At 61.1% G+C, this 18,739-nt stretch carries 15 protein-coding genes; 7 read left to right on the plus strand and 8 right to left on the minus strand.

What is annotated here, in order from left to right; genetic code table 11:
• Positions 1–53: 53 nt before the first annotated feature.
• Positions 54–719 (plus strand): response regulator transcription factor, encoded by a 666-nt coding sequence (locus ACA041_RS16530; protein ID WP_017339466.1) that lies wholly within the window; start codon positions 54–56, stop codon positions 717–719.
• A gap of 150 nt (positions 720–869) precedes the next feature.
• Here the strand turns inward: ACA041_RS16530 and nahK are convergent, their stop codons facing one another.
• From nahK to ACA041_RS16550, 4 genes are all read right to left on the minus strand, one after another.
• Positions 870–3,464: a hybrid sensor histidine kinase/response regulator NahK/ErcS' gene (nahK, locus tag ACA041_RS16535; protein WP_497442092.1), complete on the minus strand. Its 2,595-nt coding sequence runs from the start codon at positions 3,462–3,464 to the stop codon at positions 870–872.
• Entirely contained in the window at positions 3,433–4,596 is a 1,164-nt protein-coding gene (gene nosP, locus ACA041_RS16540; RefSeq protein WP_497433955.1) for a nitric oxide-sensing protein NosP, read from the minus strand. The genes nahK and nosP overlap by 32 nt, the downstream gene beginning before the upstream one ends.
• A gap of 257 nt (positions 4,597–4,853) precedes the next feature.
• On the minus strand, positions 4,854–6,038 hold the full coding sequence (locus ACA041_RS16545) for a porin (RefSeq protein ID WP_497433960.1): 1,185 nt from the start codon (positions 6,036–6,038) through the stop codon (positions 4,854–4,856).
• A gap of 209 nt (positions 6,039–6,247) precedes the next feature.
• Positions 6,248–7,054 (minus strand): sulfite exporter TauE/SafE family protein, encoded by an 807-nt coding sequence (locus tag ACA041_RS16550; protein ID WP_497433965.1) that lies wholly within the window; start codon positions 7,052–7,054, stop codon positions 6,248–6,250.
• A 163-nt stretch (positions 7,055–7,217) separates the two neighbouring features.
• On the opposite strand from ACA041_RS16550, the gene ACA041_RS16555 reads away from it, so the two are divergent.
• The gene (locus ACA041_RS16555; protein ID WP_497433971.1) at positions 7,218–8,081 is read left to right on the plus strand and encodes an MBL fold metallo-hydrolase; all 864 of its coding nucleotides are present in this window, start codon (positions 7,218–7,220) and stop codon (positions 8,079–8,081) included.
• A gap of 24 nt (positions 8,082–8,105) precedes the next feature.
• On the opposite strand, the gene bkdR is transcribed toward ACA041_RS16555, so the two are convergent.
• Positions 8,106–8,594: a Bkd operon transcriptional regulator BkdR gene (bkdR, locus tag ACA041_RS16560; RefSeq protein WP_497433977.1), complete on the minus strand. Its 489-nt coding sequence runs from the start codon at positions 8,592–8,594 to the stop codon at positions 8,106–8,108.
• Between the two features lie 187 nt (positions 8,595–8,781).
• On the opposite strand from bkdR, the gene ACA041_RS16565 reads away from it, so the two are divergent.
• The 5 genes from ACA041_RS16565 (at position 8,782) to ACA041_RS16585 (ending at position 15,021) form a co-directional block, all read left to right on the plus strand.
• On the plus strand, positions 8,782–10,017 hold the full coding sequence (locus ACA041_RS16565) for a 3-methyl-2-oxobutanoate dehydrogenase (2-methylpropanoyl-transferring) subunit alpha (protein WP_497433981.1): 1,236 nt from the start codon (positions 8,782–8,784) through the stop codon (positions 10,015–10,017).
• Between the two features lies 1 nt (position 10,018).
• Positions 10,019–11,077 carry an alpha-ketoacid dehydrogenase subunit beta gene (locus ACA041_RS16570; RefSeq protein WP_497433986.1) on the plus strand — a complete coding sequence of 353 codons (1,059 nt, stop codon included), beginning with the start codon at positions 10,019–10,021 and terminating at the stop codon, positions 11,075–11,077.
• A complete protein-coding gene (locus ACA041_RS16575) occupies positions 11,078–12,358 on the plus strand; it encodes a dihydrolipoamide acetyltransferase family protein (RefSeq protein ID WP_497433990.1) in 1,281 nt (426 codons plus the stop codon).
• A gap of 17 nt (positions 12,359–12,375) precedes the next feature.
• Complete coding sequence (lpdA, locus tag ACA041_RS16580; RefSeq protein ID WP_497433994.1) at positions 12,376–13,758, plus strand: dihydrolipoyl dehydrogenase; 1,383 nt, start codon at positions 12,376–12,378, stop codon at positions 13,756–13,758.
• A gap of 243 nt (positions 13,759–14,001) precedes the next feature.
• Complete coding sequence (locus tag ACA041_RS16585) at positions 14,002–15,021, plus strand: branched-chain amino acid aminotransferase (protein ID WP_497433998.1); 1,020 nt, start codon at positions 14,002–14,004, stop codon at positions 15,019–15,021.
• Between the two features lie 53 nt (positions 15,022–15,074).
• Here ACA041_RS16585 and ACA041_RS16590 read toward each other — a convergent pair whose 3' ends face one another.
• The 3 genes from ACA041_RS16590 to ACA041_RS16600 form a co-directional block, all read right to left on the minus strand.
• Positions 15,075–15,923 carry a TIGR03915 family putative DNA repair protein gene (locus tag ACA041_RS16590; protein ID WP_497434002.1) on the minus strand — a complete coding sequence of 283 codons (849 nt, stop codon included), beginning with the start codon at positions 15,921–15,923 and terminating at the stop codon, positions 15,075–15,077.
• On the minus strand, positions 15,920–17,140 hold the full coding sequence (locus ACA041_RS16595; protein ID WP_497434008.1) for a putative DNA modification/repair radical SAM protein: 1,221 nt from the start codon (positions 17,138–17,140) through the stop codon (positions 15,920–15,922). The genes ACA041_RS16590 and ACA041_RS16595 overlap by 4 nt, the downstream gene beginning before the upstream one ends.
• A 294-nt stretch (positions 17,141–17,434) precedes the next feature.
• A complete protein-coding gene (locus ACA041_RS16600) occupies positions 17,435–18,736 on the minus strand; it encodes an ATP-binding protein (RefSeq protein WP_497434013.1) in 1,302 nt (433 codons plus the stop codon).
• Positions 18,737–18,739: the final 3 nt, after the last annotated feature.

Raw genomic sequence — 18,739 nt, forward strand, 5'->3', positions numbered from 1 at the left:
TTACGCTTGCGTGTAGTTGCCACACCATAATCAAAAAAACGAGGTGAAAGGCCATGTACAAAATTCTGATTGCCGACGATCACCCGCTGTTTCGCGAAGCCATTCATAACGTCATCAGCGATGGTTTTCCGGGCAGCGAGGTGATGGAAACCGCCGATCTGGACAGCGCCCTGGCCCTGACCCAGGAGCATGACGACCTGGACCTGATCCTGCTCGACCTGAACATGCCCGGCATGCACGGGCTCAACGGCCTGATCAACCTGCGCAACGAGGCGCCGACCATTCCGGTGGTGATCGTCTCGGCCGAGCAGGATAAACAGATCGTGCTGCAGGCCATCACCTATGGCGCGGTGGGTTTCATCACCAAATCCTCGCCCCGGGTGCAGATGACCGAGGCCATCCAGCAGATCCTCAACGGCAACGTCTACCTGCCGCCGGACATCATTCGCACGCAGAAAAGCGGTACCCACCGCCGGATGAACGATAACCCGAGCTTTCCACCGGAATTGCTCCAGGCCTTGACCCGCAAGCAACTGCTGGTGCTCGAGCGCATGACCAAGGGTGAGTCGAACAAACAGATCGCCTACACCCTGGAAATCGCCGAAACCACGGTCAAGGCCCATGTCTCGGCGATCCTGCGCAAGCTCAATGTGCATAATCGGGTGCAGGCGATCTTGAGTGCCGGGGATATTGATTTCGGGTCGTATCTGCGGCGTTGAGGTTTGTCTGCAAGACCGCGTCGCGTCCTTCGCCGGCAAGCCGGTCTCGCTCCCACATTGACTTGCATTGATCACAGAATTTGTGGGCAACGCAGGTCCACTGTGGGAGCGAGCTTGCTCGCGAAGAGGCCGGCACAGACACCAGGGAAATCAAGGCCTGCCGAGCAGGTGACTCATCGCCGTCTTGAGCTTCATCGGCCGCACCGGCTTGTGCATCAGGGTATGCCCCAATTCGCGGATCTGCAGCTTGAGTTCGTTGCTGTAGTTGGCGGTGATCATCATCGCCGGAATCGCTGAAGCACGCCGGGCATTGATCCGGGCCACGGCATCGACACCGTTCTTGTCGTCATCCAGGTGATAGTCGGCAATCAACAAATCCGCTTCAGCATGATAGTTGTCCACCTGCCGCGCCAGATCCTGCTCCGACAGTGCCGTCACCACCAGACACCCCCACCCTTCGAGCAAGGTGCGCATGCCGGCACAAATGGCCGCATCGTTATCCAGCACCCACACCCGCGCTCCGCGCAAACGCTCCAGCATCGGCTCACTCATCAGCAGGCTCGGCAGCGCCTTGGGTGCCGTGGCGCTTAAAGGCACTTCCACGGAGAACATCGAACCTTTGCCTGGCCACGAACGCACGTGAATCCGGTGCCCGAGAATCCCGGCAATCTTTTCGACGATCGCCAGCCCCAGGCCCAGACCACGATCCTGGTCCGGACGCTGCACGTCACCGCGCTTGAACTCCTGGAAAATCTCCTCCAGTCGATGCTCAGCGATACCCATGCCGCTGTCCCAGACTTCGATCGACAGCCGCTGATGATGACGCCGGCAACCGAGTACCACCCGGCCGCTGTAGGTGTAGCGAATCGCATTGCTCAGCAGATTGCGCAGGATCCGCGCCAGCAGTTGAATGTCACTGCGCACCAGCGCCGAACAAGGGATGAAATGCAACTCCAGGCCTTCGCTGCGGGCCACCTGGGTGTACTCGGCCGCGAGGTTTTCGAGCAGCTCGCTCAGGGCGAACGGCGCGATATCGGCCTTGATCACCCCGGCATCCAGCTTGGAGATGTCCACCAGGGTGCCCAGCAGGTTTTCCACGTCTTCCAGGGAATTGCTGACATTGCGCACCAGAACCGCATTGGCCACCGGTTCGCGGCGTTCCAGTAACGCGCTGGTAAACAGCCTCGCGGCATTGAGCGGCTGCAACAAGTCGTGGCTGACGGCGGCGAGAAACTTGGTTTTTGACAGGTTGGCCTGCTCGGCTTCGAGCTTGGCCTCGCGCAGGCGTGATTCGACCCGTCGACGTTCATCGATCTCCCGCAGCAACTGATCATTGAGGGTGGTCAATTCCGCCGTGCGTTCGCGCACCCGCAGTTCCAGGTTCTGATACGCCTGATGCAGGGCCTCGGCGGTGCGCCGGCGTTCGGTGATGTCGCGGATCAGCACGAAAATCCCCACCACTTCGCCGCTGGCCAGGCGATTGGGCACGTAGGAGCGCAGCATGTAGCGCTCCTGATTGTTGATATTGATCTCGGCAAACTCGAAGGTCACGCTCTCACCGGCCAGCGCCCGGGCCACGTAGGCTTCCAGGCGCTGGTAATGCTGCTCGCTGTGCACTTCGCGCAGGCTCTGGCCGAGCATCACGCCGCGGGGCCAGCAATACCATTCTTCGTAGACCTTGTTGGTGAACTCATAGACCAGGTCGGCATTGAGGTAAGCGATCAACGCCGGCACATGGTCGGTGATCAGGCGAATCCAGCGCTCGCTTTCGCTCAACGCTTCGGCGTGCTGGTAGCGCTCGGTGATGTCGGTGAAGGTGTTGACGAAGCCACCGGTGGGCAGCGGATGGGTGCGGATTTCCAGGACCCGGCCATCGTACAGGCGCTGCTCGCATTCCTGCACCGGCCGGCCGTTGCCGTCACAACTGGCCGGGGTCAGCAGGTTCAGCTCGCTGTCGGCGATCACTTCGGCGAACGGCCGATGGGCGGCCACCGGGGCCAGGCCGCTCAGTTCAAGGAAGCGCCGGTTCCACAGTTCGAGAATGCCTTCGGCGTTGACCATGGCCACGCCCTGGGACAGGTTATCGACCGCCCGTTGCAGCAGATGGGATTTCTGCGCCACCGCCTGCTCGCGGCGCACGGTCTCGCTGAGCTTGACGTCGGTAATGTCGGTGAACAGGATCACCCGTCCGCCTTCCTGGGTCGGCCGTTCGTTGACTTGCAGCCAGCGGCCGTCCTGCAGGCGATAGAGCAGGTTCTCGTCGGCATGCCCCCGGGGTTCTTCGGTGAACAGCCCAGTGGCGGACATCAGCCGCTTGACCTCGGCCAGGCGCATGCCGGCATTGATCCGCACCCGGCTGTTGCCCCAGAACGCCTTGAAGCGGCTGTTGAACAACACGATCCGCTGCTCGGCGTCGAACAGCACGAAGGCATCGGAGATGCTCTCGATTGCATCGATCAAATGCTGATGCGCGGTCTCCGCCCGCAGGCGCGCTTCGCTGAGCAGGTGATTACCGGACTTGAGTTCGGCCATGGCCTGGTTCAAGGCGTCGGTGCGTTCACGCACCTGTTCGGCCAGCACCACCGAATGCTGGAACGCCGCATACGGGTCGTTGCCGCGGGTGATGCCGGATTCGATGCGCTCGATCAGCGCGCTATTGATTCGCTGCAATTTGTGATTGTCGTGGCGCAGGCTGGCGACCTGTGCCTGAAGTTCAACGATGTCCAGGGGACCGGCCTCGGGCAATGGCAACCCCGGTGAAGGTCTGGTTGATGTGCATGCCATTGAACTGTTCTCCGTAGGTGTTGAAACCCATCACCCGCTGGTCGCGCAAAAAGCTGCCGATCTGCTCCAGGCTGCCGCCATCTTCCAGTTCCAGACGCCTGAGGAAGCAGTCGCAGCCGATGGTCAGCAACAGCTCGCCAAGACGCTCCTGCAAGCCTGCGAACAGGCTTTGCAGATTGGGCAGCATCGGCCCCGGGGTCATGACCGTGAGGACGATGCCGTTTTCCACCGCGCAGTAGAAACTCAGGCTCAGGTCCGGATGCACCTGCTGGATCGCCCGCACGTAAAATTGATCGTTGATCCGTACCGCCAGCGGATGCGCGGCGAAGACCCGGTGATCGAGTTCGGCCACCGGTACGCCGATGTGCCGGGCGTACTCCTCGGCGGCGGGTTCGGCGTTGAGCTCGAACACCCGGCGCGAGGCGCTGTCGGCCCCGGTGACCACCAGTTTCTCTGCCCGGGGCAGGATGTGATGCGTGGTGAAGACCTCGAAATCGAGCCAGGTGTTGACCAGCACCACCACCGCCGCGCCGGCGTGAAACTCGCCGCCGAAATAAACGTGGGTGTGGGTCAGGTAGTTGTCATCGCCGGCGGAACCGCCGAAATGCGGGATATCGCCCAATGCCGCGCTCAGGGCGGCGAGGACCATTTCTTCACGACTGGAAAGGCCATCGAGCAGGGTCAAGGCAAAGCTGTTGCCCTTGATTGGCGCCAGGGTGTTGCTGCGACAGCCACTGACCAGGCGCTCGACCATTTGCTGGGCGTCGATCAGGCTGAAGCGTTCCATTTCGTCGATCAGTTCGGCGTCGATGGAGAAATGCCGATGATCGAACCCCACGGCCGTCACACAGTTGCGACCGTAGCCCAAGGGTGTGATTTCCCCGGCGCTGGTGCAACCCACCAGGCGAATGCCACCGAAGCTTTGTTGCAAGGCCTGGCCCAGCGCCTGCAGGTCGTACTCGGCGGAGCAGAAAAACAGCACGAAGCCCAGATGCGGGTGCAGTAACTGTCGGGCCAGCTCCTGGGCCACCTGCTGGGCGTCGGTGGCCTGGGACATCGCGCTGACCACGCCTTCATTCTCGACCTGCTGCATCGTCGCCTCCCGCAGGTGCGCATGTATGAGGGATGAGTGTACGAAGGCTGCGGGGGGCGACCTATGCTACTTGGGTAGCGGTCTGGCGGTTCTATGGGATGAGAGCAGCTTCGGGATATCCGAGGCACCACAAATCCCCTGTGGGAGCGAGCCTGCTCGCGAAGGGGGCTTAATATTCAGAGAAGATGTTGAATGTTAGTCCGCTTTCGCGAGCAGGATCGCTCCCACATTGGTTCTGTTTGATGCCGATTCCTCTATTACCAGGTCAACACCGCCCCCACCGCAAAGGTATCGGTGTCTTCGTTCTGGTCACTGGTGTCATGGCCATTGATTTCAAACTGGTTGTACTCCGCCACCAGCTTCAGGTTGTCGTTGACGTCATGGAACAACGCAACGCCTCGGGTCTCGTAATCGGCGCCACTGCCGACCACACCGTTGCCGTCATCCTCGGTCTTGCCGTAGGACAAGGCCAGGCGATTCTTGCCCAGTTTGTAGGAGCCCTGCAGCAGGTAACCATCGCTATCGACATTGCGCAGCGTAGGCTCCCCGGCGTTGTTGGTGAAGAACGGGTTGATGCCCTTGGCCTGGAACCCCGAGCCGGTCAATGACAAGCCGCCCATTTTCGCCTGTACGCCGTAGCCGACGCCTTTGGAGGTGACCGATTCGACGCTGGAATCGGTGTTGTCCGAGGTCTGGTAGCTGCCGTTGACCCAGCTGTAGATCTTCGCCCCGGCGAGGTCGAACTGATAGGTGATCTCGCTCTCGGTGCGTGGATTCTCCTGGTAAGCCTTGCCCAACGGACTGCTGTCGTTGGTGTCGACCGGGTCCATGATCCCTACCGCCACTCGCAACCCCTCCATCACCGGTGTGCGGTAGGTGATCTGCGAAGTGGGGAACGGATACGGATAACCCGTGCCGATGTTGCCGAACGACACCCCGCCACCGTCCACCAACCCCAGGGTGTCGCTGACCTGGCCATAACCGGCGAGCAACTCATCGAGCAAAATGTTGGAGCGGGCAAACAGGCCGAAGTCCTTGCCGATCAGCACCTCGCCCCATTCCGGGTTGGCCACCGTGCCATAGAACTGGCGCACATCGATGGCGGTGTCGGTGCCGTTGGTTTCGCTGTCGTTGATGGTCACCCAAAAGGACGCCCGGGCGCCGAGCTTGAGGTCATCGACCTGTTTGCCCATGTTGAAACCCAGGTAGTTGGGCAGGAAGCCCATCTTCACCCGCGACTGCCGACGGTCGTACTGCTCACCGGCCCGGTCGACATCGCTGTTGACGTAGAAGGCGTTGACGTAGCCGTCGGTGGAAAACGTAGTCTGGTCCTTGTCGTACAGCATGATCTCGGCCTCGGCCATGGAACTCAAACCGAGGGTCGACAGGCTGGCGAAAAAGGCAGGCAAGTAACGATGTTTGAAGTTCTTATTGTTGTGCATGGCGCGCTCCGCAACGGGGGACTTGATGTCGGAGGCGATTATCGAAAGCGGACCGGCGGCGGCATACGCTGCCTTGGAGGCGGTTTTCAGCTGCCTTGGAGTGGCGCAGGGTGCGCGGCAAATTCGAAGTAAGACCGGCTGTTGGCAAGGCGCGCCACTTAGGGCGTACGCCTGTGGAGCCCACTGGCCTCCACAGGAACCGGTACCCCCTAGGCGCCCGCCCTGAACAGCATGTAAGCGGCGACCACCACGCAGATGCTGGCGAAGCCGATCTGCAAGGCCCGGGCCGGGACGCGCGCGCAAAGCGTGCGGCCAATGAGCATGCCGAGGATGCTGGCGACGATGAACGCCACGCCCAAACCGTCGATCCGGACCCCGGCGTGAAACGCGCCGATCACCCCGATCGCCGAGATCAGGCTGATCACCATCAGGGAGGTGGCGACGATCCCGCGCATCTGCACGTCGGTCAATTGCTTGAAGGCCGGGACGATCAGGAAACCGCCGCCCACCCCGAGCAGTCCGGAGACAACCCCGGTCACCGCCCCCAGGGCCGCCAGGGTTGCGGTGCATTTGGCGGTCCAGGAAAAACGCCCGGTCTGCTGATCCAGCATGCAGTTCTTCTGGCCCCAGTTGGCGTGGCCATGGTCGCTCGGCCCTTGGTCCCGACGCTCACGGCGCAACATCCGCCAGGCGACCATGACCATCAGCAGGCTGAACAGGATCATCAGGACCTTTTCCGGCAACTGATGAGCGAAGAAAATGCCCACCGGCGAAAAGATCGCCCCCAGCAAAGCGATCAACAGCGCCGCGCGATAGCGCACCAGTCCATGCCGCAAACCATCGATGGCCCCGACCGCCGCCGCACTGCCCACCGCAAACAGCGCGACCGGTGCCGCCTGGGTCATGGTCAGACCCAACCCCAGTACCAGGGCCGGTACCGCAAGAATCCCGCCACCGGCGCCGGTCAACCCAAGGACCAGGCCCATGACCACGCCAAAAAAACCTGCCAGCAACATAAAGCACTCATGATCCGCGAAAAAAAGCCGGGAACGCCCGGTATCGATTGAGTGACAGGATAGAGCCCGTGCAGCTTTTTTCATCAATTGAATTAATCCGGGGCTGGTCAACCCGGGGAAAATGAAACTACCCTCATTACCTGTCCCGATGAAAAAAGCCGCCATGCCCGCCTTGATTGAAGCCTTCCTTCACCCCGCCTCGTCCACCTTCAGCTACGTCATTTACGAAGCTTGCGGCGGTCAATGCGCGATTGTCGATCCGGTGCTCGACTATGACCCGGCCGCCGGGCGCACCGCGACCAACCAGGCGGATAAAATCATCGCCTTTGTGCGTGAACATCAATTGCAGGTGCAATGGCTGCTGGAAACCCATGCCCACGCCGATCACCTGTCCGCCGCGCCCTACCTGCGTCGGGAGCTGGGTGGCAAGATTGCGATCGGCCAGTCCATCGGCAAGGTTCAGGATGTCTTCAAGTCCCTGTTCAACCTTGAGCCCGAGTTTTCAGTCGAAGGTTCGCAGTTCGATCACCTGTTCGCCCCGGACGAATCGTTCATGATCGGCAATCTCAAGGCCACGGCCCTGCACGTCCCCGGCCATACGCCGGCGGACATGGCCTATCTGGTCGATGGCGAGCAGATTCTGGTGGGCGACACGCTGTTCATGCCGGACGTAGGCACCGCGCGTTGCGACTTTCCTGGCGGCAATGCCAGCCAGATGTTCGCCTCGATCCAGAAACTGCTGGCCTTCCCCGCCGGCGTCAGCCTTTACGTCTGCCACGATTACCCCACCGAGGGTCGTGATGCCCGCTGCAAGACGACAGTGGGTGAACAACGCAAAAGCAACATCCATGTGCATGACGGCATCGATGAGGCCACCTTCGTCGCCATGCGCAACCGCCGCGATGCCGGGCTGGGGATGCCCACGCTGTTGTTGCCGGCGATCCAGGTGAATGTGCGGGCGGGGAACTTGCCGCCGCCAGAAGACAACGGCATCACCTACCTGAAAATCCCCCTGAACAAACTTTAAACGCAGGACCTGTGTCGATCAACGCTAAGCCCCCAGGCTCAACCCATTCGCTGGCAACGGCAGCGCAGTCTTGTACCGCACTTGCTTGAGCGCAAAGCTCGAACGGATGTTCGCCACCCCTGGCACCTTGGTCAGGAAATCCATCATAAAGCGCTCAAGCGACTGAATGGTTGGCACCAGCACCCGAATCAGGTAGTCCGGGTCGCCGGCCATCAGATAGCACTCCATGACTTCCGGTCGATCCGAGATCGCCTCTTCGAAATGCTGCAGCGCCTCTTCCACCTGTTTCTCCAGGCTGACGTGGATGAACACATTCACGTGCAGCCCCAACAGATCGGCATCCAGCAGGGTGACCTGTTCGCGAATCAACCCCAGTTCTTCCATCGCCTTGACCCGGTTGAAGCAGGGTGTCGGCGACAGGTTGACCGAGCGTGCGAGGTCGGCGTTGGTGATCCGCGCGTTCTCCTGAAGCCGGTTGAGAATGCCTATATCGGTACGGTCCAGTTTGCGCATGAGACAAAAACACCTGTGTTTTTATGTTTATGCAGAATTTTTATCCTTAAATGGCTTCAAGTGCAACGAAACACAGAGAAATATTCTCCTTGGCCCGGCCTATGATTGTTGTAGGACAAGAATTCTCCGACAGAAGAATGACCGTCAGCTCACTACAAAAAAATCCACAAGATCGAGCGTAGAAGCCATGAACCAAGCGTACGAACCGCTGCGCCTGCACGTTCCGGAACCTTCGGGCCGTCCAGGGTGCAAAACCGACTTCTCCTACCTGCGTCTGACCGATGCCGGCCTGGCGCGCAAACCCCCAATCGATATCGAACCCGCCGAAACCGCTGACCTGGCCAAAGGCCTGATTCGCGTGCTCGACGATCAGGGCAATGCCCTGGGCGAGTGGGCTGAAGGCGTGCCGGTGGAGATCCTGCGCAAAGGCATGCGCGCCATGCTCAAGACGCGGATCTATGACAACCGCATGGTGGTCGCCCAGCGTCAGAAAAAAATGTCGTTCTACATGCAGAGCCTCGGCGAAGAAGCCATCGGTAGCGGCCAGGCCCTGGCATTGAACATCGACGACATGTGCTTCCCCACCTACCGCCAGCAAAGCATCCTGATGGCGCGGGAAGTGCCACTGGTGGACCTGATCTGCCAGCTGCTGTCCAACGAGCGCGATCCGCTCAAGGGCCGTCAGTTGCCGATCATGTATTCGGTCAAGGACTCCGGTTTCTTCACCATTTCCGGCAACCTCGCCACCCAATTCATACAAGGCGTGGGCTGGGGCATGGCCTCGGCAATCAAGGGCGACACCAAGATCGCCTCGGCCTGGATCGGCGACGGCGCCACCGCAGAGTCGGACTTCCACACCGCCCTCACCTTCGCCCACGTCTACCGCGCGCCGGTGATTCTCAACGTGGTCAATAACCAGTGGGCGATTTCCACGTTCCAGGCGATTGCCGGTGGTGAAGCCACTACCTTTGCCGGTCGTGGCGTCGGTTGCGGCATCGCCTCGCTGCGGGTCGACGGCAACGATTTTGTCGCGGTCTACGCCGCCTCGGCCTGGGCTGCCGAACGCGCCCGGCGCAACCTCGGCCCGACCATGATCGAATGGGTCACCTACCGCGCCGGCCCGCACTCCACGTCCGATGATCCGTCCAAATACCGTCCTGCCGACGACTGGAGCTACTTCCCGTTGGGCGACCCGATTGCGCGCCTCAAGCAGCACCTGGTGAAAATCGGTCACTGGTCCGATGAAGAGCACGTTGCCGTCAGCGCCGAACTGGAAGCCGAAGTGATCGCCGCGCAGAAAGAAGCCGAGCAGTACGGCACCCTCGCCGGTGGCCAGATTCCGAGCGCCGCGACCATGTTCGAGGACGTCTATAAAGAGATGCCGGAGCACTTGAAGCGCCAGCGTCAGGAGTTGGGGATCTGACATGAACGATCACAACAATAACATCGAGCTGGAAACCGCCATGACCACCACGACCATGACCATGATCCAGGCCCTGCGCTCGGCCATGGATGTGATGCTAGAGCGTGACGACAACGTCGTGGTATTTGGCCAGGACGTCGGCTATTTCGGCGGCGTGTTCCGTTGCACCGAAGGCCTGCAGAACAAATACGGCACCTCCCGCGTATTCGATGCGCCGATCTCCGAAAGCGGCATCGTCGGCGTCGCCGTGGGCATGGGTGCCTACGGTTTGCGCCCGGTGGCCGAAATCCAGTTCGCCGACTACGTTTACCCGGCGTCGGACCAGATCATTTCCGAAGCCGCCCGCCTGCGCTACCGCTCGGCCGGCGAGTTCACCGCGCCGATGACCCTGCGCATGCCTTGCGGCGGCGGCATCTATGGCGGCCAGACCCACAGCCAGAGCATCGAAGCGATGTTCACCCAGGTCTGCGGGTTGCGCACGGTCATGCCGTCCAACCCCTACGACGCCAAGGGCCTGCTGATCGCCTCCATCGAAAACGATGACCCGGTGATCTTCCTCGAACCCAAACGCCTGTACAACGGCCCGTTCGACGGTCACCACGATCGCCCGGTCACCCCGTGGTCGAAGCACCCGGCCGCACAAGTGCCGGACGGTTACTACACGGTGCCGCTGGACGTCGCTGCCATCACCCGTCCGGGCAAGGAAGTGACCATCCTGACTTACGGCACCACCGTCTACGTCTCGCAAGTCGCCGCCGAAGAGACCGGCATCGACGCCGAAGTCATCGACTTGCGCAGCCTGTGGCCGCTGGATCTGGACACTATTGTCAAGTCGGTGAAGAAAACCGGCCGCTGCGTGATCGTTCACGAAGCGACTCGCACCTGCGGTTTCGGCGCCGAACTGGTCGCCCTGGTCCAGGAGCACTGCTTCCACCACCTGGAAGCGCCGATCGAGCGCGTCACCGGTTGGGACACCCCTTACCCGCACGCGCAAGAGTGGGCGTATTTCCCTGGTCCGTCCCGTGTGGGCGCGGCGTTGAAACGGGTCATGGAGGTCTGAATGGGCACGCACGTTATTAAAATGCCGGACATTGGCGAAGGCATTGCAGAAGTTGAATTGTCGGTGTGGCACGTCAAGGTCGGCGACATTGTCGTCGAAGACCAGGTGCTGGCGGACGTGATGACCGACAAGGCCATGGTCGACATCCCTTCGCCGGTGCACGGCAAAGTGATCGCCCTCGGTGGCGTGCCAGGCGAAGTCATGGCGGTCGGCAGCATCCTGATCAGCATTGAAGTTGAAGGCGCGGGCAACGTTAAAGAGTCGGCTCAGCCGGCGGCCCCTGCCCCCGCAGTGAAAGAAGCGCCGGTTGCGGCACCGAAAGTCGAAGCCGTTGCGCAAAGCAAGCCGGTTGCGGCGCCTCGTCCAGCAGTAGTGGCGCAAGGTCCAATGGTTGCTCGCGAGGCCGATGAACGCCCGCTGGCCTCCCCGGCGGTGCGCAAACATGCGCTGGACCTCGGCATCCAGTTGCGTCTGGTGCGTGGCACCGGCCCGGCCGGCCGCGTGCTGCACGAAGATCTGGACGCTTATCTGGCGCAAGGTCAGTCGAACACATCGACCGCCACTGCCGCTTACGCCCAGCGCAACGACGAAGAACAAATCCCGGTGATCGGCATGCGTCGCAAAATTGCGCAACGCATGCAGGACGCCACGCAACGCGCCGCCCACTTCAGTTATGTCGAAGAAATCGACGTCACCGCCGTGGAAGAACTGCGCGCGCACCTGAACGAAAAACACGGGGCGACCCGCGGCAAGCTGACCTTGCTGCCGTTCCTGGTCCGCGCCCTGGTCGTCGCCCTGCGCGACTTCCCGCAGATCAACGCCCGTTACGACGACGAAGCCCAGGTCATCACCCGCCTCGGCGCGGTGCATGTGGGCATCGCCACCCAAGCCGATATCGGCTTGATGGTGCCGGTGGTGCGTCACGCCGAAACGCGCAGCCTGTGGGACAGCGCCACGGAAATCTCCCGTCTGGCCACTGCTGCGCGTACGGGCAAGGCCAGCCGCGATGAACTGTCCGGCTCAAGCATCACCCTGACCAGCCTCGGCGCTTTGGGCGGCATCGTCAGCACCCCGGTGTTGAACCTGCCGGAAGTGGCGATCGTCGGCGTGAACAAGATCGTCGAACGGCCAATGGTGGTCAAAGGCCAGATCGTGATCCGCAAGATGATGAACCTCTCCAGCTCCTTCGACCATCGTGTGGTCGACGGCATGGATGCGGCGCAATTCATCCAGGCCGTTCGCGCGCTGCTCGAACAACCCGCCACGCTTTTTGTTGATTAAGCATTTGTGGAGTAATAATGCAGACTTTGAATACCACGCTGCTGATCATCGGCGGCGGCCCTGGCGGTTATGTAACGGCGATCCGTGCCGGACAGCTGGGCATTTCGACCATTCTGGTGGAAGGGGAATCCCTGGGCGGTACGTGCCTGAACATCGGCTGCATTCCGTCGAAGGCGTTGATCCACGTGGCGGAACAGTTCCATCAGACTCAGCACCACAGCCAGCACTCGGCCCTGGGCATCAGCGTTTCGGCGCCGACACTGGACATCAGCAAAAGCATCGAGTGGAAGGACGGCATCGTTGATCGGCTGACCACGGGCGTTTCGGCGCTGCTTAAAAAGAACAAAATCCAGGTTATTCAAGGATTTGCGAGAGTCATCGACGGTAAAACCGTAGAAGTCGGCGACACGCGCATTCAGTGCGAGCACCTGGTGCTGGCCACCGGTTCGAAAAGCGTTAACCTGCCGATGCTGCCGGTTGGCGGACCAATCATTTCCTCCACCGAAGCTTTGGCGCCGACGTCCGTGCCGAAACGGCTGATCGTGGTCGGGGGCGGTTACATCGGCCTGGAGCTGGGGATTGCCTATCGCAAGCTCGGCGCCGACGTCAGCGTGGTCGAGGCGCAGGATCGCATCCTGCCGGCCTACGACGCCGAACTGACCCAACCGGTGCATGACGAACTTAAAAAACTCGGTATGAAGCTTTACTTGAAACATAGTGTTCAAGGGTTTGATTCTAATAGCAATACACTTCAGGTTGTTGATCCGAACGGTGAGACTTTGAACCTGGAATCCGATCAGATACTGGTGGCCGTAGGGCGCAAGCCCAACACCCAAGGCTGGAACCTTGAGGCGCTGAACCTGGAGATGAACGGCGCGGCGATCAAGATCGACAACCGCTGCCAGACCAGCATGCGCAATGTGTACGCCATCGGCGATCTCAGTGGCGAACCGATGCTCGCCCACCGGGCCATGGCCCAGGGCGAGATGGTGGCCGAGCTGATCAGCGGTAAATCCCGCGAGTTCAACCCGACGGCTATCGCTGCGGTGTGTTTCACCGACCCGGAGCTGGTGGTGGTCGGCAAGACCCCGGACGAGGCCAAGGCTGCAGGTGTGGACTGCATCGTTTCCAGCTTCCCGTTCGCCGCCAATGGCCGGGCGATGACCCTGGAATCGAAAAGTGGCTTCGTGCGCGTCGTGGCGCGGCGTGACAATCATTTGATTGTCGGTTGGCAGGCCGTGGGCGTGGGTGTTTCGGAATTGTCGACGGCGTTTGGCCAGAGCCTGGAAATGGGCGCGCGGCTGGAAGACATCGCCGGGACGATTCATGCGCATCCGACGCTCGGCGAAGCAGTGCAGGAAGCGGCGTTGCGTGCTTTGGGACATGCGCTGCACCTGTGATTCAGAACAATGGATGGCGGCAGTGATGGCCCCATCTCTAGCAGGCTAGCTCCCACATTTGGAATGCCTTCTCTTGTGGGAGCTAGCCTGCTAGCGATTTCTTGAGGCCAACACGATTTATCTGGCTGTCATTCGAAAGTCCGGGCTGCGAAATGGGCCCGGAATGAAGTATTGTTGTCCCCATCCAGAAAAACGTCAGAAGCCTTGAACCGTTTCGGCGGTTGTTAAGCGATAGAGGGTGTCATGGGTAACGAAAGCATCAATTGGGACAAGCTGGGTTTTGACTACATCAAGACAGACAAGCGCTATTTGTCGCACTGGCGTAATGGCGAGTGGGACGCAGGCACCCTGACCGAAGACAACGTGCTGCACATCAGCGAAGGCTCCACTGCCCTTCACTATGGCCAGCAATGCTTCGAAGGCCTGAAGGCTTACCGTTGCAAGGACGGCTCGATCAACCTGTTCCGCCCGGACCAGAACGCCGCGCGCATACAGCGCAGTTGCGCACGCCTGTTGATGCCACAGGTGTCCACCGAGCAGTTCGTCGAAGCCTGCAAGGACGTGGTCCGCGCCAACGAGCGTTTCATCCCGCCTTACGGCACCGGCGGCGCGCTGTACCTGCGTCCGTTCGTGATCGGCGTCGGTGACAACATCGGCGTGCGTACCGCCCCCGAGTTCATCTTCTCGATCTTCTGCATCCCGGTCGGCGCCTACTTCAAGGGCGGCCTGACCCCGCACAACTTCCTGATCTCCAGCTACGACCGCGCCGCGCCACAAGGCACCGGTGCGGCCAAGGTCGGTGGCAACTACGCCGCCAGCCTGATGCCGGGCTCCCAGGCCAAGAAGGCGCATTTTGCCGACTGCATTTATCTGGACCCGATGACCCACACCAAAATCGAGGAAGTCGGTTCTGCCAACTTCTTCGGGATCACCCACGACAATACGTTCGTGACCCCGAACTCGCCGTCGGTACTGCCGGGCATCACCCGCCTGTCCTTGATCGAGCTGGCCAAGACGCGTCTGGGCCTGGAAGTGATCGAAGGCGACGTGTTCATCGACAAGCTGTCCGACTTCAAGGAAGCCGGTGCCTGCGGTACTGCCGCGGTGATCACGCCGATCGGTGGCATCAGCTACAACGACAAGCTGCACGTGTTCCACAGCGAAACCGAAGTCGGCCCGATCACCCAGAAGCTCTACAAGGAGCTGACCGGGGTGCAGACCGGCGACGTCGAAGCGCCAGCGGGCTGGATCGTCAAGGTTTGATCTGACCTCCATTGTCACGATGCCCTCCATCGTCTTGGCGATGGGGGGCTTTTTTACGCGTCCTGATCCTCGCCACGCCCGGTTACTCCCGCAGCGATACGCTTGCCACCCCTGCCCTTGATGCCGATGGCCTGACCGTCCTGTTGCTTGCCGGTGCGAGCCTGGGTGATCAATCCCGGAATCAGCGCACCCTCCGGTAGGTTTTTCCAGAAACGTGCGGGCAAATGCCCCTGCATGACTTTCGGGTTCAGCCGCGCCGGGTTGAAGATGTGGCTGTAATACGTCAACCACATGTCGCCGTGTGGATCCTCGACGTTTTGCGCCAGTTGCTGCCATTCGACCGGGCATTGCCGTTGGTGGATCAACTGCTCGCCATCGTAATAGACCCCGTCCCGAGGCGTCGCGATCAGCCAGCGGTGCCGGCCCATGCGCCCGATAAAATGCTCACTGGCACTGTGCAGGATGTCGTGGGCCGGTTCGTGCCAGGCGACGTAGTGCGGGCCATCGTTTTCCGGCAGCGCGACGAAACGCACAAATGCATGTAGATGATGAGCTTCGTGCTGTACTTGTTTGATTCTCCTCTGAAATTCACTGCCAAGCTTATCCCCTGCAAGCATGGCGGTGCGGTCACCATGACTGACCCGCCACAACACCTCGTACAACAGACTCCAGCGCTGATCGCCTCGATAGCGGGCCGCGCGTTCGAGGGTATCCAACAACGTTCTTGGAACGCGCGCCTGAAATGGCCCCTGGGTTTCGGGCAGTTCATCGTCACTGGCGAACAGGTCTGCCACGCCTTCATTGGCCCAACTCACCAGGCTGGGGTCGACCCCATGACTGAGCAGCCAACGCGCCTGCTGGCGCCAAGTGTCGAACAGGTCGTGGCAATCGAGGCTGATCATCCCCACAAGCCCATTTGCTGCGGTTGCGGCCGGTCGCGCAGTTGCTGATACAGCAAGTCACTGGTGACCTCCGCCTGTTGCGGGTGGTAATCGCTGGTGATGATGAACGGTTTGGCCTTGGCCAGCACGCAGCGCATGCGGGCCAGGTCTTCATAGCGAATCCGCCGCTGAAGGCGCAGTTCCACCAGCCGTTCGGTGGTACGCAGGCCAATCCCGGGGATGCGCGAGATCAACGACGCCTCGGCACGGTTCAGGTCCAGCGGAAACACCTCTCGGTTCTCCAGCGCCCAGGCCAGTTTCGGGTCGATGTCGAGCGCCAGATGCCCCGCCCCCTGGAACAATTCGCCCGCCGTGAAGCCGTAACTGCGTAACAGGAAGTCGGCCTGGTACAGGCGGTGCTCGCGCATCAGCGGCGGCGCGGCCAGCGGCACGCTCTTCGGGCTGTTGGGGATCGGACTGAAGGCCGAGTAATAGACCCGACGCAAACGGAAGTTGCCGTACAACGCCTGGGCGCTGTGAAGAATGGTGCTGTCGTCGGTGTCATCGGCACCGACGATCATCTGTGTGCTCTGCCCGGCCGGGGCAAATTTCGGCGCGCGCGGTTCGTTGAGCACGGTTTGTTCGCCGGTGTAGATCGTCTGCATCGCCTGCTTGATCGAGCCCAGGTGTTTTTCCGGGGCCAGGGTTTGCAGGCTGGCATCGGTGGGCAATTCGATGTTGACGCTCAATCGGTCGGCATAACGCCCCGCTTGCTCAATCAGTGCAGGGTCGGCTTCGGGAATGGTCTTGAGGTGGATGTAACCGCGAAACTCATGGTCTTCGCGCAGCAGCCTGGCCACGCGAATCAATTGCTCCATGGTGTAGTCCGCCGAGCGAATGATCCCGGAGCTGAGAAACAGCCCGCTGACGCAGTTGCGCCGGTAGAAGTCCATGGTCAGCGTCACCACTTCTTCCGGGGTGAACCGCGCGCGTGGCACGTCGCTGGAGCGGCGGTTAACACAGTACTGACAGTCATATAGACAGAAATTGGTCAGCAGCACCTTCAGCAACGAGACGCAACGCCCATCCGGTGTGTAGCTGTGGCAGATGCCCGTGCCATCGGTCGAGCCCAGGCCGCTCCTGCCCTCGGAACTGCGCTTCGGCGCCCCGCTGCTGGCGCAGGACGCGTCGTACTTGGCAGCGTCGGCGAGGATGCCGAGCTTGTCGATGAGTTCCATGGGGGCCGCCCTGATACTGTTTGCATATACAGTATAGCGTCGGTCACTTGTGTGCAAGCCATCGACAAACCCTTGATCGGGTGGTTGAGTCGACACCGGTCAGTACGGGTGTTTGCTCGTGGCAGCGAAATGGAAGTCGACCTCTGTGTCGAATGTTACGGCTTCTTCGCGGGCAAGCCTCGCTCCTACGGGGAATCGGGGCATACACAAATGCGAATCCAGTGTGGGAGCGAGCCTGCTCGCGAAGGCGGTCTGATAAACGACGCATCAGGCCAGACGATCAGTTTCCAGGGATCAGGCCAGCGTCGGCAACCACAACCTGAACCGCGCGCCGCCCAGAGGTGAAGCTTCGACGGTCAGGGTTCCGCCCTGAGCCTCCAGCGCCCGGCGGCTGATTGCCAACCCCAGGCCAAATCCGCCCGTGGCGCGATCCCGGCTCCGGTCCAGGCGGTAGAAGGGTTCGAAAATCCGCTCACGTTCATCGTCGGGAATACCGATGCCATCATCGTCAACCCAGATCTCACAGCCCTTGGGGCAGACCTGTACGCCAATCTGAATACGTTTTTCGCAGTAGCGCATGGCGTTGCGCAGCAGGTTCTGAATGGCGCGGGCGGTCAGGCGCGGGTCGAGGCTGAAGCGTTCGAGCTGGCCGTGGAGCAATACATCGATGACGATGTTGGGGGATTCCAGTTCTTCGTCGACGCTGCCAAGGATGCTGTCGATGAATTCGTCCAGCGAGACTTCGACCTGCTCCGGCAACCGCGCCGGGTTCTGCAGGCGGCTGTAGGACAGCAGTTCCAACACCAGTTCATCGAGTTCACGAATGTGCGCAACCAGGCCTTGCAGGCGCTCGCGACTGGCGGCTGGCAAGTCGTCGGACAGCGCCAGGGCCAGGCCGAAATCGAGGCGCGTCAGGGGGGTGCGCAATTCGTGAGAGACAGCGTTGAGCAAGTCGCGCTGCTGGTTAAGCAGGTTCTCGATGTCACCGGCCATGGTGTCGAACACGTTGGCCAGGCTGCCGATGTTGGAGCTGGGGGATATCTGCGTGCGCTCGCTCAACTGGCCCTTGCCGAAGCGCTCCGCCGTGCCCTTGAGGCGTTCCAGGTCGCGCCAGTGCGGGCGCAGCCACAGCAACAGGCAGGCGAGCATGGTCGCACCGATCAGGACGTTGATGCTCCAGTACAGCAAACTGACGTCCGTCGGGTCCGGCGGCACCACCAATTGCACTACCGTGCGCTCGTTCAGCGGCGACGCCGCCAGGGTACGCCAGCCCCAGTCGCCAATGCGCACGATGTTCTCGCCGCGCTGCAGACGTTGCCGTTCATCGAGGGTGAAGTCGGCGTCGTCGTTGCCGCTCAACACGATGTGCAGCGGCTGGAATTCCTTGTCCATTTCCGCCGCCAGGGCCGGCCAGTGCGCCGGGGGTACGGAATGGAACTGTTTGACGATGAGGGTCTGCAGACCTCGGGAGTAGTCGAGGTTGTAGGTCAGAAAACGCTCGTGAAAGACCTTGATCACCAAGTCCGGCACCAGGTAGATCGCCGCGCTGAACGAAACGATGGTCACCAGGTACAGGCGAAACAGGATTCTGAACATCGG

The sequence above is a fragment of the Pseudomonas sp. LBUM1676 genome, from assembly GCF_059695605.1.